Here is a 20,064-nt window from a genome sequence, read left to right on the forward strand (position 1 = left end):
ATGCAGAACCCCGCCATTGCCAACGTTGCAGCAACGACCGCCAGCGATTTCGCCGACTTGCCCGCTACCGTATCGCATGGGCCGTTGCGCATCGAGTATCGCTGGGTGAATGAAGCGGCGGTCGGCGCACCGATCGCCGTCTTCCTGCATGAAGGCCTTGGTTCGATCGCGATGTGGCGCGACTGGCCGCAAGCGCTGTGCGAGCGGCTCGGCATGCGCGGGCTCGTCTATTCGCGGCCCGGTTACGGGCTTTCCACGCCGCGTCCGCATGAGGTGAAGTGGCCGGTCGATTTCATGACGGCGCAAGCGCGCGATATCCTGCCCGCGTTGCTCGACGCACTCGATATCGATAAGCGCGAACGCCGGCGCATGTGGGTGATCGGCCATAGCGACGGCGGCTCGATCACGCTGCTGTACGCGGCGCTCCATCCCGACGAATTGGCTGGCGCGGTGGCGATTGCGCCGCATGTCTTCGTCGAAGATATTTCGGTGGAAAGTATCGCGCAGACGAAAGAACTCTACGAAACCACCGACCTGCGCAGCAAGCTCAGCCGCTATCACGCGGACGTCGATTCCGCGTTCTATGGCTGGAACGACATCTGGCTGAATCCGGCCTTCAGGCAATGGTCGATTGCCGGGGAACTGGCGTCTATCCGCAAGCCGTTGCTTGCCGTGCAAGGCCATGACGACAACTACGGCACGATGGCCCAGATCGATACGATCGCCGCACACGTGCCGCACGCGCAACTGGTCAAACTCGACGCTTGCGGGCACTCGCCGCATCGGGACGCGCCGCAGCCGTTGAATGAGGCCATTGCGGCATTCGTTTCTCGAGCGACGCGTTTTGATCATTGAGCGCCTGATCGCGGCACGTCTTCACGACGTGCCTGCGCCATAGCCCGCAAACCGCTCAGATCACCGTCCACAAACCGGCGTCAACAACAACGCCGTCACCGAGATGATCGTTTCGCAAACGGTCCACGTCTTGAAGGTTTGCGGCACCGTCATGCCGAAGTACTCCTTCACCAGCCAGAAGCCACCGTCGTTCACGTGCGAGAGGATCAGCGAACCCGCGCCGGTTGCCAGCACCAGCAACTCAGGGCGCATACCTCCCGCCGTGCCGACGGCCGCGGCGGCGATCGAAGCCATCGTCGCGATCCTGGATTGACGACTTCCTCAATTCTCAACAATTCCTCAAATTTCCACGTATTCACAAAAGTTACACAGGTAAGCGACTATTCTTTCGCATCGCTGACCTGGGCACACCGATGCCCTGGCGCATCTTCCCCGTGCCGGAGACATTGCCATGTCTGTTGCGTCGAAACCGTCAATTGTCTTGCATCGCAAACGTTTGGCGGGCGCATTGGCCGCCGTGTCGCTGTGCATGCTGCTCGGCGCATGCGGCAACGATGACGACAAAGCCCCGGACACGCGCGCGCTTGGTTCTACCGAAAGTCCCGCCGGAAACAGCGACGCCGCTGCGGTGCTGTCGGCAAATCCGTCCTCCGCTTCACCCGCGCCCGCCGCATTGACGATTCAAACCCCTGCCTTACCTGCATCAAGCGCCGACCCGGCATTGTCCGCCGCCGCGTCGACGCCGCTCGCCGCACCTGTTATCCACACCGTCGACTGAGTTTCGCGTGTCACGCAACGCGCGGGCGAGGCTCGCGCGTCACGTGCCTCGTTCCTCCCCTGAAGATCGAAAGCCAATACCATGACCTCAAAAAATCGCCGTGATTTTCTGCGCTCCGCCGCGCATGCAGCCGGTTCCGCCACCGCGTTGAGCATGCTGCCGCTGGGCATTCGCAACGCGCTCGCCATTCCCGCCAACAACAAGACCGGCACGATCCGCGACGTCGAGCACATCGTCGTGCTGATGCAGGAAAACCGTTCGTTCGACCACTACTTCGGCACGCTCAAGGGCGTGCGCGGTTTCGGCGATACGCGCGCGATCAATCTGCCGAACGGCAAGCCCGTGTGGTATCAACCGCTCGCAGCGGATATCGGCTACGTGCTGCCGTTCCGCCCCACCGCGCCCAATCTGGGTCTGCAATTCCTGCAGGATCTCGCGCACGACTGGACCAGCACGCACGCGGCGTGGAACGGCGGCCGCTACGATCAATGGGTGCCCGCCAAGAGTGCCACGACGATGGCCTATTTCACACGCGAGGACATTCCGTTTCACTATCAGCTCGCCGACGCCTTCACGATCTGCGACGCGTACCACTGCTCGCTGATGGGACCGACGGACCCGAACCGCTACTACATGTGGAGCGGCTGGGTAGGCAACGACGGCGGCGGCGGCGGTCCGGTGATCGACAACTCCGAGCTCGGCTACGGCTGGTCCACCTATCCCGAAGTGCTGCAAAACGCGGGCATCTCGTGGAAGATCTATCAGGACATCGGCATCGGTCTCGACGCGAACGGCTCGTGGGGCTGGACGCAAAACCCGTACATCGGCAACTTCGGCGACAACTCGCTGCTCTACTTCAATCAGTACCGCAACGCGCAGCCCGGCAATCCGCTCTACGACAACGCACGCACCGGCACGAACGCCGCGAAGGGCGACGGCTACTTCGATATTCTCAAGCGCGACGTGCAGAATAACGCGTTGCCGCAAGTGTCGTGGATCGTCGCGCCCGAAGCCTATTCCGAGCATCCGAACTGGCCGACGAATTACGGCGCGTGGTACATCGATCAGGTCTTGCAGATTCTCACGTCCAATCCCGAGGTGTGGAGCAAGACGGTGTTGCTGATCAATTACGACGAGAACGACGGCTTCTTCGACCACATGTCGCCTCCGTTCGCACCATCGTCGAGCGCGAACGGATTGTCCACCGTCGACACCAGCAACGAAATCTATCCGGGCGATGCGAAGATTCCCGCCGCCCCGTACGGGCTCGGACCGCGCGTGCCGATGCTGGTGGTGTCGCCGTGGTCGAAAGGCGGCTACGTGTGCTCGGAACTGTTCGACCACACGTCGGTGATCCGCTTCATCGAAAAGCGTTTCGGCCACGAGCGCAATCTCGGCGAATCGAACATCACGCCGTGGCGCCGCGCGGTGTGCGGCGACCTGCTGTCGGCGTTCAACTTCAGCAATCCGAACGACGCCTTCCCGACGCTGCCGGGCACGAGCGGCTATGTGCCACCGGATCAGAACCGCCATCCGGATTACGTGCCGCTGCCGCCGGCAGTTCAGGCGGTGCCGAAACAGGAACCCGGCGTGCGCCCCGCTCGCGCCCTGCCGTACGAGCTGTTCGTGCGCGTGCATGGCGAAGGCGCGACGAACCAGCTCACGATGCGTTTCGTCAACACGGGCCGCGCCGGCGCGGTGTTTCTCGTCTACGCCGCTCACAGTCTCGACGCGCCGCGCACCTATACGGTCGAAGCCGGTAAGCGGCTGCAGGATCAGTTGCCGTTGAACGCCGACGGTAGCTATGACTTCACCGTGTACGGCCCGAATGGCTTTCTGCGCCGCTTCGCGGGCAAGCCGGTTTCGCGCAGCTGGTGGAACGGCTCCGACATTGCGCGGCCTGAAGTTGAAGAAGGTTATGACGTCTCGAACGGCAATCTGCAATTGCGCCTGGAAAACGTGGGCAGCGCGCCTTCCCAGTTCAAGATCATCAACGCGTACGACCCGAACAACGTGATCAGGCATACGGTGCGCGGCGGGGATACTGACCAGCTCTACCTCGATCTGCGCAACGCCCACGGCTGGTACGACCTGGCCATTACGGTCAACACGGATCCGCTGTTCGCGCGGCGTTTTGCCGGACACGTCGAGACCGGCAAGAGCAGCATGAGCGATCCGGCGCTGGGTAGTTAAGCCTTAGCCGAACGTTTCGGTGAAATACAACGGCCGCTGCGATGTAGACTGCAGCGGCCGTTTTTTCTTGCTCCATCCTTAGCACTTGCGCAGAGCAACGTCATGCGGCGACGGCGGCCGATAAGGACGCGCGTTCGCGTGCCTTCTCGCGAATCGCGTGCACGATGAACTCCGCATCGCGTGCGACGCCGGAGAAACGCCCCGAGCCCCACGTATGCAGCCACGGCAAGCCGACGAAATACAAGCCGTCGATCGGCGTAATGCCGCGCGTATGCGCCGGATAACCGCGACCGTTGAACACGGGGGCATCGAGCCAGCTGAAGTCCGGCGTAAAGCCGATACACCAGATGATCGCGGCAATGCCGCTCGCTTCCACATCGAGCGTAGTGCGCTCTTGCGCCGGCCGCCACACAGGTTCATAGGCGCCACCCGCCGGCGCATCGATACCGTGCTTCTCGATGAAGCCGTCGATGCTCACGTTGATCCGGTTATACGTATCGTCCGCCGCGTCGAGATTGGCCGCGAGTGTGGGCGAGAACTGGAATTGGCCGTCGCGCAGATCGTCGAGCCTGCCGTACAACTCCATGCCTTCGGCGGCGAACTTGCGCAGGTCGATATCGCGGCCACCGTCGCGGCCCGTCACGTAGTGATTGGTGTTGTCGCGCACACCCTCGCGCAACGGATGCTTTTCGACCGGCATGTCGTAGTACTGCATGTCGGCGAGCCAGTCGACCACGTCGCGCCCCCGATAGAAGCGCGCGCAACGCGGCGCCTCGCCCACCGCCAGCACCACCTTGCGGCCAGCTAGATGCAAATCTTCAGCGATCTGCGCGCCGGACTGCCCTGTGCCGACCACCATCACCGCGCCATCAGGCAGCGCCTGCGGGTTGCGATACGCCGACGACTGCAATTGCACGATCCGCGCGGGCAAGCGCTCGGCAAGGCGCGGCACGATCGGCGTGTGATAGCCGCCCGAGGCCACCACCACCTGATCCGCGGTGAATTCGCCCTGCGTCGTCGTGATCGCGTAGACGCCGTCGTCGCGCTGCTTGACGCGTTTGACTTCAGTGCGTTCCATCAGCGGCGCATCGACGTGTTCAATGAAGCCGTCGAGGTATGCGACGATCTCGTCCTTTTTCATGAAGCCGTGCGGATCGTCGCCACGATACGGATAACCGGGCAGCGCGCATTGCCAGTTCGGTGTGACGAGACAGAATGCGTCCCAGCGCTGCTCGCGCCACGTGTGCGTCACGGTGTTCTTCTCCACGACCAGATGGTCGATGCCGGCCTGCTTGAGGTAGTAACTGACCGACAGACCCGCCTGCCCGCCGCCGATGACGAGCACGCTGTAATGGCCAGCGGCGCGCGCGTGATGTGCTGGATTTGACATGATGCGTCCTCTGAAAAAATAAGCGCCTAGCTGAATTCGATGACCTTGACGGTCGCCTCCGGCCGATCGCGAAAGCGCGCCGCGTCGCGCTCGATCTGCGCGAGCTGGTCCATCGCCGCCGAGCAGGCAAAGCCGTATTTCTCGCGCACCCGCTCGGACGCGATACCCAGCGCCTGCCGCGATCGCGCGACGAAATCTTCCAGCGCGTAGGCCTTGCCCGGTGTGAAAAAGTCGCCGATCACGAGCGAAGGCGAATAACAGTTCGCTTCGTCGCCATCGGGCCATTGAATGCGAAAGTGCATGACAGGCATCGCTAATCCTCGAATCAATGAGTAAGCAGAGCGCGCTTCGCGTGGAACCGGCGGTAGGCGTCTACGTGATGCTGGGCGCTCGCTGCCCAGCTAAAGTGCGCGAGCAACGCAGGCACGGCGTGCTCGAAGTCGATGCCACGGCCGCTCAATGCACGCTTCAGTGCCGCGGCGATCGAATTGACGTCGAGTGGATCGGCCCAGTAGCAAGTGGTGTCGTCGAGATACTCGGTGAATGGCGCAATCGACGACACCACCACCGGCGTGCCGCTCGCGAGTGCCTCCAGGACGACCAGACCGAAACCTTCCCGCAACGACACCATTGAGAGGACATCGGCGCATCGAAACAAGGCGGGCATAACAGCGTCTTCGAGCGGGCCGGTGATCACGACGCTTTCATGCTGTCCGATGGACAGGCCCAGCTCGCGCGCGCGTTGCCGCAGGCGGCGGCCATAGGCGTCATGGTCGAGCAGGCTCGCACCGCCCGCGATGACGAGTTGCGCTTGCGGCACGTTCCGGCGCACGGACGCGAACGCTTCGAGCAACGCCAGCGTGTTCTTGCGCGCTTCGATGCCGCCCACTGCCAGCACGACAGGTCCACCGTCGATGCCGAAGCGCTGCCTGAGTTGCCCGTCGTGTTGATCCTGCCGGCAAGAAAAACGCTCCACGTCCACACCGTTCGGCACGGTAATGGCGCTGATGCCATACACGGATCGCATTTCACGCGTCCATGTGTCACTCACGCACAACACCTGATCCGCGTCCTGATACGCGCGCCGTTGCCAGGCCGCTAACTTGAGATCGTCGAAATGATCCAGGTGGTGCACGGTACGCATGAAGCCGTGAATGAAGCCCTCCGCCTTCAACTCGGCGAGTGCATTGCCGCTGATGCTGTCCTGCGCATGCAGCACGTCGAACGCGGCTGCGTCGTGTTCGAGCAATGCTCGCCGGAACGCATCGATCCGCGCCTCGACCATCGCAACGGTATCGGCCTGAGTCAAAAAAATAGGCGCATACACCACGCGGCACGTCGGCAGACGAAACAGCGTCTCGCCAGGCGCGGCCGGCACGAACACCGTCACGTCGTACCCAAGCATCGTCAACGCCATCGCCAGTTCCAGCGTATGCACGACACCGCCGCGCGGATTGACCGAGTGCGTCAGCAAGGCGATACGCAACGCGCTCATTTCACGTCACCCTTTCCGACGATGAATGGTTCGCGCTGAAAGTCCCATAGCATTGCAACATCGTCACGCTGATGCAGAACAACCTGGCTCGTAGCATCGACGGAACCGATCACTGCGCACGAGAGAGCGCGCGCGTCGAACTGCGACTGCACGGTATCGACATGCTCCGGCCGCACGGATAGCAGATAGCCAAAACTCGGGAACGCAGTCACCCAGCGCTCCAGCGTCACGCCGTCAGGCTTGGGAATGCGCGCGAGATCGATCCGCGCTCCCACCTTCGAACATTCGAGCAACATCAGCGCCGTGCCGAGCGTCCCCGCCATGCTGATATCTTTCGCGGCGTCGCACAGACCGCTTTCCGCCAGTTGGGGCAGCAGTTCGAGATCGCCGCGCAGACGCTCCGGCGGCGCATCCACGGAAGCGTTCCAGAATGGATACGGTTCTTCAAAACGGCCGCGTAGATCGACTGCCATCATCAGACTGTCGCCCGGTTTCGCGTTGAAGCTCGACAGCAACGCCTTGGCGCGGCCGACAATCGACACCGCCAGTTGCGCCGCGTCGCTGCGCGTATTCGTGTGGCCGCCGACAATCGGCACGCCGTACGCGACGGAGGCCGCCGCCATGCCCGCCAACACCTCCTCGGCCGCACCGATGCCCGGACTCCATAGTGCATCCACTACCGCCAGCGGCCGGCCGCCCATTGCATAGATATCGCTGACGTTGACCATCACGCTGCTGTAGCCGGCGAACCAGGGCATGGCGCTCACGAAATCGCTGACCATGCCTTCGATGGCGAAGAGCAGATAGCCGTCGCCATCGGCGAGCGCGGCGCAGTCGTCGCCGAGCGCCACGGCTTGCGCGAGATCGCGCGTGCCGCCAGGCAAACACTTCGCCAGTGAACCGACCACGTCGACGATATCGGTCTTGTGCCGGAACCCGCGGCTTTCGCGCAAGCTGGCGACGAGGTCGGCGACGGTCATGCCGCACTCCGCGCGGGCTCGAGACGACGCGAATGCGCTTGCGCTTGTGTCCGCGTGACAAAGCCGCCATAAGGCGTCATACACGGCGGATAACGGTCCAATTGCGCCTGCATCAGATGATGCGGCCTGCCGAGCAAAGTTTCCTCCGCAAGCACGTCCCAATACATCGCCCGAAAGAGCGGCACATTCTGGCTCTGCACATGCGCCAGAAACGTCTCACAGCCGAGCGCATGCGCACTGCTGACCGCGAGACGAATCAGCGTCGCGCCGATCTTTCCGTGTCGGCGAAAAGCCGCGTGCACGGCGAGGCGCGAACCGAACCACACGTTGTCGTGATCGCGATGAATGCGTACGGTGCCGACCACCTGCTCCGGCATGGCACCGAGGCAACTGACGGTTACCAGTTGCTGCGCGTGCTGATCGATATCGTCGCGATCATCCCCGACGAAAATGCCCTGTTCGGCGCAGAACACCGCGCGCCGCAATTTGAACGCCTCTTCGGCTTCCCAATTCAATGTGGTCCACTTGGTCCGGAACTCGCCCGGCACATACGGCGCGAAAACGACGTCACCGTCCAGCGCCTCGCCTGCAATCGCTTCACCGAACATGATCACTCCTCGTACGATGACAGCGACGAACACGCGCCGCATTTGCCGCAGCCCGCCTTGATATCGCTCGAACGCATGGCCGCGGCATTGAGCATGCCGCCGAGCGGCTGCAACACCGACTTCATGAATTCGGGCGTGGGCGCCGGATGATCTTCGAGTGGCGTGCCGCTGATCGGCACGAACGGCACGACGAACGGATAGACGCCGAGATCGATCAGTTCGCGCGACATCGCCAGAATGGCTTCCGCGCTATCGCCGAGTCCGGCGAGAATGTACGTGCTGACCTGTCCGCGCCCGAACACGGCCACTGCCGACCTGAACGCTTCCATGTAGCGCGCCAGCGGCACACTCGCCTTGCCCGGCATGATGCGTTCGCGCAAGGCGGGCGTCACGACTTCGAGATGCATGCCGAGCGTGTCGATGCCGCTCGCTTTCATACGCGCGAACCAGTGGTCCTCGTCGGGTGGCTCGCATTGCGCCTGGATCGGCAGATCGACCGCGGCCTTGATCGCGAACGCGCTCTCGCACAGAATCCGCGCGCCACGATCCGGCGTGGGGGGTGTGCCGGTGGTCAGCACCATATGCTTCACGCCGTCGAGCAACACGGCTGCGCGCGCCACTTCCGCGAGTTGCTCAGGCGTCTTGCGCGCAATCGTGCGGCCCGCCGCGAGCGACTGCCCGATCGCGCAGAACTTGCAGCTCTTGCGTCGGCTCTCGTAGCGAATGCAGGTTTGCAACACGGTGGTCGCGAGCACGTCGGCACTATGCAATGCGGCGATATGCGAGTACGGCACGCCGTCGAGCGTCTGCATGCCGTAAAAACGCGGCGCCTTCGGAAAGCTGATATTGGCGATCGGAATCGTGCCGCGCAGCAGCGCGCTCGATCCGCTCGCATCCGGCGTCTGCGCGACAAATGGCGAGTGCCACGCGGTGCTCGTATGCACGGGCACCATGATCGTCACGCCGTCCACCGTCACCGCCTTGTGGTCCGACGGACCCGCACCGCCGCGCCGACTCGCCGCGCCCGCATCCGGCGACACGAGCCGCAAACCGGCCGACTGCAATTCAGTCATCAATTGCCGGCTCTGCGCCGACAGCGACTCGCTGGCGTTCATCGCATCCTCCTTCGGTTGAATTGAAATCGGCGCTCGCGGCGGCCGGCCACGCCGGCATCGCCGCGACCATTTCCGCGGGACGCCGGTTGATCGCAAGGCTCAGCAACTCGGGGCGCGCGTAATGGCCGACCGAATCCATCATGCGTTTGCGCTTGGTGATCAGCGCCATGTCGAGATCGGCGATCACCATGCCTTCGCCCTCGCGCAACGGTTCGGCGAGATGCTGGCCTTCCGGCGACACGATCGCGGTGTTGCAGCCGCCGCGCAGCGCCTTCTGCAGGTTCGTATCCGGCGTTACGGACGCAATCTGCGCTTCGGTGAGCCACCCCGTTGCATTCACGACAAAGCAACCCGACTCCAGCGCGTGATGCCGGATCGTCACCTCGATCTGCTCGGCGAAGATCGGCCCGACCAGCGAACCGGGAAACTGGCTGCAATGAATCTCTTCGTGCTGCGTCATCAACGCATAACGCGCGAGCGGGTTGTAATGCTCCCAGCAGGCAAGCGCGCCGACGCGCGCCACCGCCGTGTGCGCCACCGTAAGCCCTGCCGCATCGCCCTGCCCCCAGATCATCCGTTCGTGAAACGTCGGTGTGATCTTGCGGCGCTTGAGGACGATCCGGCCATCCACGTCGAAGATCAACTGCGTGTTGTAGAGGCTGCCGTGATCGCGCTCGTTGACGCCGAGCACCACCACCATCCGATGCAAACGCGCCAGCTCGGCCACCGCCTGCGTCACCGGGCCCGGTACGATCACGGCTTCTTCGTAGAGCTTCATGTGATCGGCGCCGGACGCGACGGGCGGCCGCACGAAAGAGAAGTACGGGTAGTACGGCACAAAGGTTTCGGGAAACACGATCAGTTGCACGCCTTCACGCGCCGCTTTTTCGATTGCCTCGCAGACCTTCTCGAGCGTGCCGCCACTGCGCTCGAAGTCGGGTGCGATCTGAACCGCTGCGGCGCGCACGATGCGCTTGCCGGTCGATTTTTCGGACATGGTGGTCACCCGTCTTTCGTCAAACCGTCCACGTATGGATGATCAACGCGTTGTCCTTGCGGTGAAGCAACTGGATGTCGAGCACGTCGAGCGGGCTGATCGGCCGAATGCCCTCGATCAGCGAGGCTTCGCCGTGTCCATACAGCGCCTGCAGTGCGAAGCGGCACGCGTAAACCTTGCCGCCCTCCTCCATGAACTTCATCAACTGCTTGTTGAAGTTCAGATGGCCGGGAAACGCTTCGTCGCCGAGCGTCGGAAAGCCGCGTTGCAAGCCGAGCGTGACGCCCGGCCCGTACAGCAGCACCGAGGTTTCGAAGCCCTTGCGTTGCAGGCGCGTTGCCTGCAACAGATTGACGAAACCGATCGAGCCTTCGAACGCGACCGTATGAAACGTGACGAGCGCCTTCTCGCCCGGTTCGGCTTTCACGTCTTCGAAGACTTTCTCTTCGTAGTCGACAAGGTAATCGCCTTTCTGATGCAGCGGTTTGTTGACGGCTGGCATGACACTCTCCGATCAGGTTTGCTAAGTAAAAGAGGGCGCGCGGTCAAGCTGTGCGCGCTTCTTCCAATGCAACGGCCGTGCCATTGATCGACCACGCGAATGCGATCAATCAGCAATCAATTCCGTCTCGATTCGAAATGCGACTCGAAAAAATTTTGGGCGCGAAGGTTGCGTATAGCCCAGACGTCCCGTTCAAACGCTGTTGGTGCGGCTTGATCGCACCAGCCATGTGCGATTCGCGCATGACGACGTGTCGATGTGGTGCAGTCATTCACCACGGTCGATCAATCCGATCATTGATCGCATGCGGATGCGATCAACTTCTTTCAACGTGAATAGAGACCCGAAGGCAATGAGCAGCCCGACACATCACTGGATCAAACGTCTCGCCGACATTCGCAAGCCGGCCTATCTCGCGATTCCCGATCTGATCGAAGAAGATCTCGCCACCGGGCGGCTGCGTCCGCGCGACCGCTTGCCGGGATTGCGCGATCTCGCCGAGGAACTCGCGTTGAACTACACGACGGTGGCGCGCGCCTATGCCGAAGCGCGCAAACGTGGCCTGCTCGATTCGCGCGCCGGCAGCGGCACGTTCGTGCGCGGCCGCACGGCCACCTTGCCGCTCGCCGGCGGCAGCAGCATCGAGATGTCGATGAACACGCCGCCCGAGCCACCCGACTACGCGATGCGGCTGCGCGAATCCGCCGCGCGGCAGATGGCCGATAGCGATCCTTATCAGTTGCTCCGTTATCAGGACTTCGGCGGCTCGGCGGCCGACAAGGACGCGGGCGCCGAATGGCTGCGGCGCCGTGTACCGCATTGCGACGCGCAGAACGTGCTGGTGTGCCCCGGCATCCATAGCGCGCTGGTGGCACTCGTCTCGCAGCTCGCGCGGCCGGGCGGCACGATCTGTCTCGACGCACTCGCCTACCCCGGCATCAAGGCGATCGCCGCGCAACTCGGCGTGCGTCTGCAAGCGCTGCCGCGCGACGATGAAGGGCCGCTCGCTCACGCCTTCGAAGCGCTCTGCAAGACCGACAAGCCGAGCGCGTTTTATTGCAATCCGACGCTGCAGAATCCGAGCACGCTAACGCTCACGCACAAACGACGCGAGGCGCTCGCCGACGTGGCGCTGCGCTACAGCGTGCCGATCATTGAAGACGATGCTTATGCGATGCTGCCGCAGAGCGCGCCCGATGCGCTCGCGAGTTTCGCGCCCGAACTGACCTATTACGTCACCGGTTTGTCGAAGAGCTTCGGCGCCGGTTTGCGCGTCGCGCATCTGCATGCGCCCACGCCGCGACAAACGCAGCGGCTAGCCGGCGCGTTGCGCGCCACCACCGTGATGGCGAGTCCGTTCACGGTCACGCTCGCGACGCAGTGGATCGTGGACGGCACCGCGGCGGACATGCTCAACGCGATCCGCAGCGAGTCGCGCGCCCGCCAGGCGATTGCCACGCGCATGCTCGAAGCGTGGCCTTACGAAGCGCATCAGGATGGCTTTCATTTGTGGTTGCCGGTGCCGGTGGAAAGCGGCTGGAGCGCGTCCGAGCTCGCGTTGCAGTTGCGCAATCAGGGGATCGCCGCCGTGGCGGGCGCCGCGTTTTCCACCGACGGCAATCCGCCCAACGCCATGCGCGTCTGTCTCGGCGGGTCGAAAACGCGCGACGAATGCGAAGAGGCGCTGCGCATCGTGGCGGAGACACTCGACCATCCGCATCATTTGCATTCTCCAGTGATGTGAAGCGATCAGCGTTATTGTCATATGAATACAGCGTATCGCAAGCCGCTTACCAGCGCGCGACGAAGCGCTGTTTCCACACGCATTGAAAAAGCCAACTCGCAAGAAATATTTCGCGGGCAGTCGACGCGCCGTCCCGCACGCCTCTCCCGCCGTTGGTGAGCAATTGAAAGCATTCGCCGCTCAAGTCGCCCTTGCTCAAGCCGTATACAGCGTGTGAGGCCCCCGCCTCACCGACTCCGGTTCACCGCTCACTCCGAAAGACTCCCGACATGTTCACCTCCATTCGCGCGCGCATCGTCGCCCTGTGCGTCGCTATCGTTGTGGTCGCGCTCGCCGCCAACGCGGTTCTCAACTATGTCGTCGCCAACTCGTACAACGCCGATGCCATCGACAGCAGCCTGACCGCGGTCGAAAGCGGTCACGCGGACGGTATCGGCGACTGGGTCGCCACCAACAGCCAGATGATCGACTCGCTGCGGGACGCGGTGCTGCAACGCGATCCGTCCGCCGCGTTGAAGCAGATCGCCGCGGCCGGCAAGTTCACGAACGTGTACGTCGGCTATGCGGACAAGACGGCGAAGTTCTCCGACCCGACCGGCATTCCGCCCGACTACGATCCGACCGGCCGCCCCTGGTACAAGCGAACAGGGCCGCGGTTTCGCGGTCGTCGCCGGCGAAGTGCGCAGCCTCGCGCAATGCAGCGCGCAGGCGGCGAAGGAAATCAAGGCGTTGATCGAATCGACCATGGCCAGCGTCACGTCGGGTTCGGGCCAGGTGCGCCAGGCCGGTCAGACGATGACGGAGATCGTCAGCAACGTAGCCAACGTGACGACCATCATTTCCGAAATCACCCAGGCCGCCAACGAGCAGACGCGCGGCATTCAGGAAGTGAACCGCGCGGTCAGCCAGCTCGACGAGATGGTTCAACAGAACGCCGCGCTGGTCGAGGAATCCACAGCGGCCGCCGCCGCGCTGCAAAGCCAGGCGGTGAGCCTCGCGAGCGCGGTGACGCAATTCAAACTCGATTAAACGCTAGACGTGGGGCATCGCAGTGACGTTCTATAGAAATCTGAAGATCGCCGTTAAATTGGCGTTGCTCGGCGCGGTGTTGTTAGCCGCGACGATGATCGTGGGTCTGGAAGGCTGGCACGCGTTGTCGAAAACGCATGCGCTGCAAATCCAGTCGGTGCAATCGCTCAGTCAATATGCGCAAGCCGCCGACACGGCGCGCGTCGCCCAGGTCGAATTCAAGAAGCAGGTGCAGGAATGGAAGGACCTGTTGCTACGCGGCGCCGATCCGGCCGCGTTCGCCAAATACCGTGATGCCTTCAGCAAGGAAAGCGGCACGACGCACGCCGCCCTGCTGCGTCTGAAGGAGCAATTGAGTGCGTTGGGTGCGAACGTGGACGGTGTCGACAAGGCGCTCGCCACGCATGCCTCGTTGCAGGACAGTTACCTCGACGCGCTCAAGCGTTACGACGCCGCCGATCCGAATACCGCGCACGTGGTCGACGGTCTCGTGAAGGGCATCGACCGCGCGCCGACCGCCGCGATCGACGACATCGTCGCTGCGGTGATGCAACAGGCGCAAGACTCCAATGTGCGCACGAGCGCAGCGGCGGAGCGCTCCTATACGATCGCCACGGTGCTGTTGCTGTCGGTCGTGATCGGTTCGCTCGGCGTCGGCGCATTCGCGGTCTGGTTTCTCAGCCGCAGCATCACGCTGCCGGTCAGGCAGGCCGTGGGCATCGCGCAAGCGGTCGCGGCAGGCGATCTGCGCGCGGACGTGGCGGTGGTAAGCCGCGACGAAACCGGCCAGTTGCTCATCGCGCTCAACGACATGAACCAGCGCTTGCGGCATATCGTCAGCGAGATTCGTGAAGGCGCGACTACGATTTCGTCGGCCACGCAGGAGATCGCCGCGGGCAACCTCGACCTGTCCGCACGCACCGAACAACAGGCGGCGTCGCTCGAAGAAACCGCCGCGTCGATGCAGCACTTTACCGTCTCCGTTCAGCGCAACGCCGCGAATGCACGCGAAGCCACGACGCTTGCGCAAACCGCCGCGCAAGCCGCGCGCGAAGGCGGCGCCGTCATGAGCGACGCGGTGCGCACGATGGGCCAGATCGACGCGGCGTCCAAGCGCATCGTCGATATCATCGCGGTGGTGGAAGCGATCGCGGCGCAGACCAATATCCTTGCGCTCAACGCCGCGGTCGAAGCGGCGCGTGCCGGCACGCAAGGGCGCGGCTTCGCGGTGGTGGCGAGCGAGGTGCGCAGTCTCGCGCAACGTTCCGCCGATGCCGCGCACGAGATCAAGGCGTTGATTCGTGAGTCGGTCGCCACGATCGACGCCGGCACGCAATTGATCAATCACGCGAGCAATACGATGGACGGCGTAGTGGAAAGCGCCGGCAGCGTGACGCGTATCGTCGAATCGATCGCGACGGCGAGCGTCGATCAGGCAGCAGGCATCACGGAAGTGAACGATGCCGTCACGCAGATGGATCAGGTGACGCAAAGCAACGCGGCGCTCGTCGAGCAGGCGGCCGCCGCGGCCGATGCGGTGCAAAGCAAGGCATCGGGGCTGGTGCAAAGCGTGAGTTTCTTCAGGCTGGGCGCCGCGGCTTGAGGGATCGGCGCCGCGCGGCGCCTGTTGTCGTGTGAGGACGAAGCGGCGCGCAATGCGCCGCTTACGACTCGAAGTCGAGTCCGCCGATCAGAACCAGAGGATCGGCCTGCGTATGCGAGAGAAAATCCAGTTCGCGCGCATGATCCCAGGCTGCGAGCTTGCGCGGCAACGCGGCCAGGTAGCCGGCGAAACGCGACGGCCCTTCCGCGCCCATCAGTCTTTCGATCTCGTCGCTGTCCCAGGTCAGATACAGATTCAACGGATACGGGTACTGTCCCATGTCTTCGATGGGCACTGCATGAATCCTCACGCGTGTGGGACGCCCGTGGCCGCCGTACGGCAGCACTTCGGTATGCACGGTAGTCGCGAAACAGGCGGCAATAGCCTCGGCGATGCGAGGCGCGAACTCTTCATCGAAACGGGCGGCACTCTCCGGACGCATCCAGGTCTCCAGCTTTATGCGTGATGAGCTGGATATCCTAGCACGCGCGCAGGCGCACGCCTGCTGCGTATCCGCCGCGACATGCATCGTGCTCGCGAATTTCTTGTTCGCCTCGTGGGTGTTTCCTATAATCCGCGCCTGGACCCAACATTAAGAGGCGGTGCTGCTGCGGCTTCGCGTTGCCCTCCCGCATCAAACCGTCTTCAGAATCCGCGGCCTCGTTTCGTTCGCCACGGTGGCCGGCTCGGGCACCGCATCGGGTGCACTGGCGCCCTTCTCGGTGCGCATCGACAGATAGCGCAAACAGCACACCCGCAAAAACGATGCGAAGTTGGTCGGCATCTCGCCGCGCAGCGCGATCAGTTCGTCGTAGAGCTTCACGGCGAACTGGCTGGTCGTCATGCTCTCGCGCGCGGCGATTTCGTGCAGCACGTCCCAGAACAGATTCTCCAGACGGACCGTAGTGATCACGCCATGAATGCGCAACGAGCGCGTGCGCGATTCATACAGGATCGGATCGGCGTTGATGTATATCCCACACATAACGTTAACTCCCTGTTTCCAGGCGCGCGCGCCGTGGCGCTTTTCGTGCAGCCACGGCGCACCGCCCGCCTTCGTCAACATACGCCGGCATCCGCCGCTCGACAATCGCATCGAACCCGAACGCCGCTCCCGCCCCGTCGAGCTGCTTTATACCGCGCGTTTGTTCATCTGCCCCGCGATGTGATCGGCCTGCCGGATCGCCAGCGTGACGATCGTCAAGGTCGGATTTTCCGCCGCGCCGGTGGTGAACTGACTGCCATCCGAAATGAACAGGTTCGACACCTCATGCGTCTGGCCGAAGCTGTTGCATACGCCGTCTTCAGCGCGCGCGCTCATGCGGGCGGTGCCGAGGTTGTGCGTAGACGGATACGGCGGCACGCGATACACCGTCTTCGCGCCCGCCGCTTCGTACACCGCGGTGCCCTGCTTGTACGCGTGTTCGCGCATCGCTTCGTCGTTCGGATGATCGTCGAAATGCACGTTGGCGACCGGCTGGCCGTATTGATCCTTCACGTCCGTATTCAAGGTCACACGATTGCTCTCGCGCGGCATATCCTCGCCGACGATCCACATGCCCGCGGTGTACGCGTACTGATCCATCGCCTGGGCAAATGTCGGCCCCCATGCGCCCGGATCGAGAAAGGCCGCGTAAAACGGCAGGCCGAGCGAAACGGTCTCCATGTGGTAGCCGCCCGCGAAGCCGCGCTGCGGATTGAACACCGCTTCGTCTTCGATGATGCCGGCCATCGTGGTGCCCTTGAACATATCCACCTTGTCGTTGAACACCGCATACACCGAGCCCGTGGTGTGACGCATGTAGTTGCGGCCCACCTGCCCCGAGCCGTTCGCGAGCCCCTGTGGGAATTTGCTCGAGTGTGAGTTCAACAGAAGCCGCGGTGTCTCGATCGCATTGCCCGCCACCGCGACGATGCGCGCCTTTTGCCGCTGCAATTTGCCGTTGCCATCGTAGTAGAGCACCTCCTTGGCCTTGCCGCGCGCATCGGTTTCAATGCGCACCACGTGGGCCTGCGTGCGCAATTCCATATGGCGGGTCGCCTGGGCGCGCGGCAATTCGGTGTAGAGCGTCGACCACTTGGCGCCCGTGCGGCAGCCCTGGAAACAGAAGCCGCGCTGGAAGCAATGCGCGCGGTCGTCGCGCACCACGCTATTGATCGCCATATGACCGGTATTGCATTCCTTGTAGCCGACCTTCATCGCGCCGGCCGACATCACCTTGAAGTTGTTGTTGCCGGGCAGGCCCGGCAAACCGTTGGTGCGCGTCACGCCCATTTTCTGCGAAGCGCGGTCGTAGTACGGATCGAGTTCGTCGCGCGTGAGCGGCCAGTCGAGCAGATTGGCGTCCTTGATATCGCCGTAGGTCGTCTTCGCCTTGAACTCGTACGGCTGGATACGCAGACTCGCGCCGGCCCAGTGCGTGGTCGTGCCACCCACCGTCTTGCAGATCCACGCGGGCAGATTCGGAAAGTCCTTGGCGATGCGCCAGGTGCCCGACGTGGTGCGTTTGTCGAGCCATGACAGCATCTGGAACGAGCCCCATTCGTCAGTCGTGAAATCGGCCTGCGTATGCAGCTTGCCCGCTTCCAGCACGACGACGTTGATGCCCTTCTGCGCCAGTTCGTTGGCAAGCGTGCCGCCGCCCGCGCCCGAACCGATGATGACGACGACCTTGTCGTCGTTGTGCGAAAAACGCACCTTGTTGTTGTCCTGAGTCATGTCTTGTCTCCGGTGTCGAGCAGAGTTGGCGCTTTAGCGCCTTACTCTGGTCCCATGCACTAGCAGCCGTCATGGCGATTAGCTATCCGTCGGGATCGGGCCGCTGGCGGCGGCCGGTGGATTGGGCAGCCACGAGAGACTGTTGAAGCCCTTGGTCAAATAGCCGCCGTCGCCTTCCGAAGCGCCGTAGCCGAAGTGCGCATACGCCATGGTGTTGGCGTATAGCGAAACCACCGCGGTGCTGCGTATCGTGTTGAAGAAGGGCGTGCCCGCGAGCGACGCGACGTCTTTCGCCTGATCGGAAGGCGTACGCTTGAGCCAGTCGGAGCCGGCTTGCGCGTCGAGTTGCTTGACGCCGTCCGCGAGTTGCTGACGCAGCGCCGGATCGGCTTTCGCTTTCGCGTCGAGATCCTTGACCACCAATGCATAGACCGCGTTGTCGAGCGTGGCGTGCGGATAGAGCTGCCGCGTGAAGGCCAGAATCACTTCGCCCTGGTGCGTGTCCAGCCCTTGCAGTTCGAGCGCCCAGGCGCGGCTCGGCGCGAGCGTCGACAACACCGACGAGAACGCCAGCGTGCCCATCAGCACACCCGTGCCTCGCAATAGTTCGCGCCGCGTGAGCGGAATCCGCAATGCGGCCGCGGCCGCCTTCGCCGCGCGATGTTCATGGGAATGTTCATGGGGATGCTCATGCTCATGCGCATGGCGTGCGTGATCCGACGCGACGATCGGAATGACCGTTGTCTTCATGTCTGTCTCCTTGGGCGACCAGAATTGGCGCTTTAGCGCTTACTCCGGTCCCATGCATCGTTGCTGTGGGGTACTGCAACTACGCGCGGCGGCCGCCTGGGTTGCTTTTACTATTGATAGTGGCCGTAGCGTTCCAACACTTCGATCTTGTAGCCGTCAGGGTCCTGAATAAAAAAGTAGCGTGCCAACAGCTCGCCGTTGTCGTTGTGAAACTCGCGCAGATCGTTGGGCGCCATGCCGAGATCGAGCAGACGCTGCCGTTCGCTTTTCGCATCGTCGACAACAAACGCGACGTGGCCATAGCCGTCGCCATGCGAATACGGTTCCTCGCGGCCTTTGTTCCAGGTGAGTTCTATCTCGGCGTCGGCTTCCGCATTGCGCAAATAGACGAGCGCGAAATCCGGAAAGTCGAGCCGGTGCGATACGTCGAAATTGAAAGCTTTTTGATAGAACTGCAGCGAGCGCGGCAGATCGTGCACACGGATCATCGTGTGAATGAGTTTGGCCATCGGTGTCCCCTCCTGTTTGAATCAAGTTTAGGAGGCCGCCCACGCGAGTGGTAATGCACGGCTAAATCGCGCCAGGGACTTGCCCTATGTTGCGGGAGCGTCGATTGCGGGGCTTTTGTTCGCGCGTCAACGGCGCAAACAGCGATGGACATGACGCCGCGTCAGGTTGCATTGCAGCACGCGCAGCGGTTCAAGCGAGCATGCGCCGAATGGCATTAGGCAAAACCCGACGTCGACGTTGTGCCAACGCGTATCCGCTGAAGCCCATTCGTTTTTGCCTCGTGGCCATGCACACGCGCCTCGAGTTTCCATAAGATTCGGTTGTGGTGTCTAACTGAATGCTGTGGAGCGTAGTGCGTTATGGAATTCGATACGAAAGTCGCGATCATCGTGCTGGACGATCTCGCTGTCTGGCAAAAGCTCAATGTGACCGCGTTTCTCGCGACGGGAATCGCCGGCGCCGCACCGGAGGCAATGGGCGAGCCGTACGAGGACGCGGCGGGCCGCCGGCACGCGCGTCTGCTCGGCCAGCCGATGATGGTGTATCAGGCGGACAACGCGGGTCTGCTGCGCGCGTATCGCCAGGGCATCGAACGCGAATTGACGCGCGCCGTGTATGTGCGCGCGATGTTTGCGACTGGCCACGATCAGGCGAACCGCGAGGTGTTCCGCGCCGAACCCGCCGATGCCCCCGACCTCGTCGGCATTGCCGTGCGCGGGCCGAAGAAGGCGGTCGATAAAGCCGTAAAAGGTCTCTCACTGCATGCGTGACACGCAGCGCCTCGCTCAGGCTCAAG

The 20,064-nt window shown here is 62.9% G+C and carries 19 protein-coding genes and 2 pseudogenes; 7 read left to right on the plus strand and 14 right to left on the minus strand.

What is annotated here, in order from left to right:
• Nucleotides 1-855: an alpha/beta fold hydrolase gene (locus PQR32_RS16250; protein WP_408228513.1), complete on the plus strand. Its 855-nt coding sequence runs from the start codon at nt 1-3 to the stop codon at nt 853-855.
• A gap of 55 nt (nt 856-910) precedes the next feature.
• On the opposite strand, the pseudogene PQR32_RS16255 reads toward PQR32_RS16250, so the two are convergent.
• Nucleotides 911-1,134: pseudogene (locus PQR32_RS16255) on the minus strand (GntT/GntP/DsdX family permease); the annotation flags it as partial.
• Nucleotides 1,135-1,306: 172 nt separating this feature from the next.
• Here PQR32_RS16255 and PQR32_RS16260 point away from each other — a divergent pair.
• Together PQR32_RS16260 and PQR32_RS16265 are read left to right on the plus strand one after the other, a co-directional pair.
• Nucleotides 1,307-1,633 carry a hypothetical protein gene (locus PQR32_RS16260; RefSeq protein WP_408228516.1) on the plus strand — a complete coding sequence of 109 codons (327 nt, stop codon included), beginning with the start codon at nt 1,307-1,309 and terminating at the stop codon, nt 1,631-1,633.
• An 81-nt stretch (nt 1,634-1,714) separates the two neighbouring features.
• Entirely contained in the window at nt 1,715-3,826 is a 2,112-nt protein-coding gene (locus tag PQR32_RS16265) for a phosphocholine-specific phospholipase C (protein ID WP_408228519.1), read from the plus strand.
• A gap of 100 nt (nt 3,827-3,926) precedes the next feature.
• On the opposite strand, the gene PQR32_RS16270 is transcribed toward PQR32_RS16265, so the two are convergent.
• Genes PQR32_RS16270 through PQR32_RS16305 form a run of 8 tightly spaced genes read right to left on the minus strand, consistent with a single transcriptional unit; the run spans nt 3,927 to nt 10,913 of the window.
• The gene (locus PQR32_RS16270) at nt 3,927-5,216 is read right to left on the minus strand and encodes an MSMEG_0569 family flavin-dependent oxidoreductase (protein ID WP_408228522.1); all 1,290 of its coding nucleotides are present in this window, start codon (nt 5,214-5,216) and stop codon (nt 3,927-3,929) included.
• A gap of 26 nt (nt 5,217-5,242) precedes the next feature.
• Nucleotides 5,243-5,527: an MSMEG_0570 family nitrogen starvation response protein gene (locus PQR32_RS16275; protein ID WP_408228525.1), complete on the minus strand. Its 285-nt coding sequence runs from the start codon at nt 5,525-5,527 to the stop codon at nt 5,243-5,245.
• Nucleotides 5,528-5,541: 14 nt separating this feature from the next.
• The gene (locus PQR32_RS16280; RefSeq protein WP_408228528.1) at nt 5,542-6,711 is read right to left on the minus strand and encodes an MSMEG_0565 family glycosyltransferase; all 1,170 of its coding nucleotides are present in this window, start codon (nt 6,709-6,711) and stop codon (nt 5,542-5,544) included.
• Entirely contained in the window at nt 6,708-7,691 is a 984-nt protein-coding gene (locus PQR32_RS16285; protein WP_408228531.1) for a sll0787 family AIR synthase-like protein, read from the minus strand. Before PQR32_RS16285 ends, PQR32_RS16280 begins: the two co-directional genes overlap by 4 nt.
• The gene (locus tag PQR32_RS16290; RefSeq protein ID WP_408228534.1) at nt 7,688-8,299 is read right to left on the minus strand and encodes an MSMEG_0567/Sll0786 family nitrogen starvation N-acetyltransferase; all 612 of its coding nucleotides are present in this window, start codon (nt 8,297-8,299) and stop codon (nt 7,688-7,690) included. Before PQR32_RS16290 ends, PQR32_RS16285 begins: the two co-directional genes overlap by 4 nt.
• Nucleotides 8,300-8,301: 2 nt before the next feature.
• Complete coding sequence (locus PQR32_RS16295) at nt 8,302-9,414, minus strand: MSMEG_0568 family radical SAM protein (protein ID WP_408228537.1); 1,113 nt, start codon at nt 9,412-9,414, stop codon at nt 8,302-8,304.
• Nucleotides 9,365-10,411, minus strand: a complete 1,047-nt coding sequence (locus PQR32_RS16300) for a Nit6803 family nitrilase (protein ID WP_408228540.1) — start codon at nt 10,409-10,411, stop codon at nt 9,365-9,367. The genes PQR32_RS16295 and PQR32_RS16300 overlap by 50 nt, the downstream gene beginning before the upstream one ends.
• Before the next feature lie 19 nt (nt 10,412-10,430).
• Entirely contained in the window at nt 10,431-10,913 is a 483-nt protein-coding gene (locus PQR32_RS16305; RefSeq protein ID WP_054040483.1) for an MSMEG_0572/Sll0783 family nitrogen starvation response protein, read from the minus strand.
• 352 nt (nt 10,914-11,265) lie between these two features.
• Here PQR32_RS16305 and PQR32_RS16310 point away from each other — a divergent pair, with 352 nt between their 5' ends.
• The 3 genes and pseudogenes from PQR32_RS16310 to PQR32_RS16325 all read left to right on the plus strand — a co-directional run bounded on the left by PQR32_RS16310 (nt 11,266) and on the right by PQR32_RS16325 (nt 15,289).
• Nucleotides 11,266-12,657, plus strand: coding sequence for an aminotransferase-like domain-containing protein (locus tag PQR32_RS16310; protein ID WP_408228543.1), 1,392 nt, complete (start codon nt 11,266-11,268; stop codon nt 12,655-12,657).
• A 269-nt stretch (nt 12,658-12,926) separates the two neighbouring features.
• Nucleotides 12,927-13,686 (plus strand): annotated as a pseudogene (locus PQR32_RS42270) (methyl-accepting chemotaxis protein).
• A gap of 22 nt (nt 13,687-13,708) precedes the next feature.
• Nucleotides 13,709-15,289: a methyl-accepting chemotaxis protein gene (locus tag PQR32_RS16325; protein WP_408228546.1), complete on the plus strand. Its 1,581-nt coding sequence runs from the start codon at nt 13,709-13,711 to the stop codon at nt 15,287-15,289.
• A 61-nt stretch (nt 15,290-15,350) separates the two neighbouring features.
• On the opposite strand, the gene PQR32_RS16330 is transcribed toward PQR32_RS16325, so the two are convergent.
• The 5 genes from PQR32_RS16330 to PQR32_RS16350 form a co-directional block, all read right to left on the minus strand.
• Nucleotides 15,351-15,731: a DUF5594 family protein gene (locus PQR32_RS16330; protein WP_408228549.1), complete on the minus strand. Its 381-nt coding sequence runs from the start codon at nt 15,729-15,731 to the stop codon at nt 15,351-15,353.
• A 192-nt stretch (nt 15,732-15,923) separates the two neighbouring features.
• Nucleotides 15,924-16,274 carry a ribbon-helix-helix domain-containing protein gene (locus PQR32_RS16335; protein WP_408228552.1) on the minus strand — a complete coding sequence of 117 codons (351 nt, stop codon included), beginning with the start codon at nt 16,272-16,274 and terminating at the stop codon, nt 15,924-15,926.
• 147 nt (nt 16,275-16,421) lie between these two features.
• Nucleotides 16,422-18,008, minus strand: a complete 1,587-nt coding sequence (locus PQR32_RS16340; RefSeq protein ID WP_408228555.1) for a GMC family oxidoreductase — start codon at nt 18,006-18,008, stop codon at nt 16,422-16,424.
• Nucleotides 18,009-18,086: 78 nt separating this feature from the next.
• A complete protein-coding gene (locus PQR32_RS16345) occupies nt 18,087-18,758 on the minus strand; it encodes a tat (twin-arginine translocation) pathway signal sequence (RefSeq protein WP_408228558.1) in 672 nt (223 codons plus the stop codon).
• A 110-nt stretch (nt 18,759-18,868) separates the two neighbouring features.
• Nucleotides 18,869-19,267: a VOC family protein gene (locus PQR32_RS16350; protein WP_408228561.1), complete on the minus strand. Its 399-nt coding sequence runs from the start codon at nt 19,265-19,267 to the stop codon at nt 18,869-18,871.
• A gap of 360 nt (nt 19,268-19,627) precedes the next feature.
• Here PQR32_RS16350 and PQR32_RS16355 point away from each other — a divergent pair, with 360 nt between their 5' ends.
• On the plus strand, nt 19,628-20,038 hold the full coding sequence (locus PQR32_RS16355) for a DUF2000 family protein (protein WP_408228564.1): 411 nt from the start codon (nt 19,628-19,630) through the stop codon (nt 20,036-20,038).
• Nucleotides 20,039-20,064: the final 26 nt, after the last annotated feature.

The organism is Paraburkholderia dipogonis, assembly GCF_046027395.1.
GTDB classification, from domain to species: domain Bacteria; phylum Pseudomonadota; class Gammaproteobacteria; order Burkholderiales; family Burkholderiaceae; genus Paraburkholderia; species Paraburkholderia dipogonis_A.

Coding starts and splice junctions, on each gene's coding strand:
- PQR32_RS16250 (WP_408228513.1), top strand. CDS start 1: ATGCAGAACCCCGCCATTGCCAACGTTGCAGCAACGACCGCCAGCGAT.
- PQR32_RS16260 (WP_408228516.1), top strand. CDS start 1,307: ATGTCTGTTGCGTCGAAACCGTCAATTGTCTTGCATCGCAAACGTTTG.
- PQR32_RS16265 (WP_408228519.1), top strand. CDS start 1,715: ATGACCTCAAAAAATCGCCGTGATTTTCTGCGCTCCGCCGCGCATGCA.
- PQR32_RS16270 (WP_408228522.1), bottom strand. CDS start 5,216: ATGTCAAATCCAGCACATCACGCGCGCGCCGCTGGCCATTACAGCGTG.
- PQR32_RS16275 (WP_408228525.1), bottom strand. CDS start 5,527: ATGCCTGTCATGCACTTTCGCATTCAATGGCCCGATGGCGACGAAGCG.
- PQR32_RS16280 (WP_408228528.1), bottom strand. CDS start 6,711: ATGAGCGCGTTGCGTATCGCCTTGCTGACGCACTCGGTCAATCCGCGC.
- PQR32_RS16285 (WP_408228531.1), bottom strand. CDS start 7,691: ATGACCGTCGCCGACCTCGTCGCCAGCTTGCGCGAAAGCCGCGGGTTC.
- PQR32_RS16290 (WP_408228534.1), bottom strand. CDS start 8,299: ATGTTCGGTGAAGCGATTGCAGGCGAGGCGCTGGACGGTGACGTCGTT.
- PQR32_RS16295 (WP_408228537.1), bottom strand. CDS start 9,414: ATGAACGCCAGCGAGTCGCTGTCGGCGCAGAGCCGGCAATTGATGACT.
- PQR32_RS16300 (WP_408228540.1), bottom strand. CDS start 10,411: ATGTCCGAAAAATCGACCGGCAAGCGCATCGTGCGCGCCGCAGCGGTT.
- PQR32_RS16305 (WP_054040483.1), bottom strand. CDS start 10,913: ATGCCAGCCGTCAACAAACCGCTGCATCAGAAAGGCGATTACCTTGTC.
- PQR32_RS16310 (WP_408228543.1), top strand. CDS start 11,266: ATGAGCAGCCCGACACATCACTGGATCAAACGTCTCGCCGACATTCGC.
- PQR32_RS16330 (WP_408228549.1), bottom strand. CDS start 15,731: ATGCGTCCGGAGAGTGCCGCCCGTTTCGATGAAGAGTTCGCGCCTCGC.
- PQR32_RS16335 (WP_408228552.1), bottom strand. CDS start 16,274: ATGTGTGGGATATACATCAACGCCGATCCGATCCTGTATGAATCGCGC.
- PQR32_RS16340 (WP_408228555.1), bottom strand. CDS start 18,008: ATGACTCAGGACAACAACAAGGTGCGTTTTTCGCACAACGACGACAAG.
- PQR32_RS16345 (WP_408228558.1), bottom strand. CDS start 18,758: ATGAAGACAACGGTCATTCCGATCGTCGCGTCGGATCACGCACGCCAT.
- PQR32_RS16350 (WP_408228561.1), bottom strand. CDS start 19,267: ATGGCCAAACTCATTCACACGATGATCCGTGTGCACGATCTGCCGCGC.
- PQR32_RS16355 (WP_408228564.1), top strand. CDS start 19,628: ATGGAATTCGATACGAAAGTCGCGATCATCGTGCTGGACGATCTCGCT.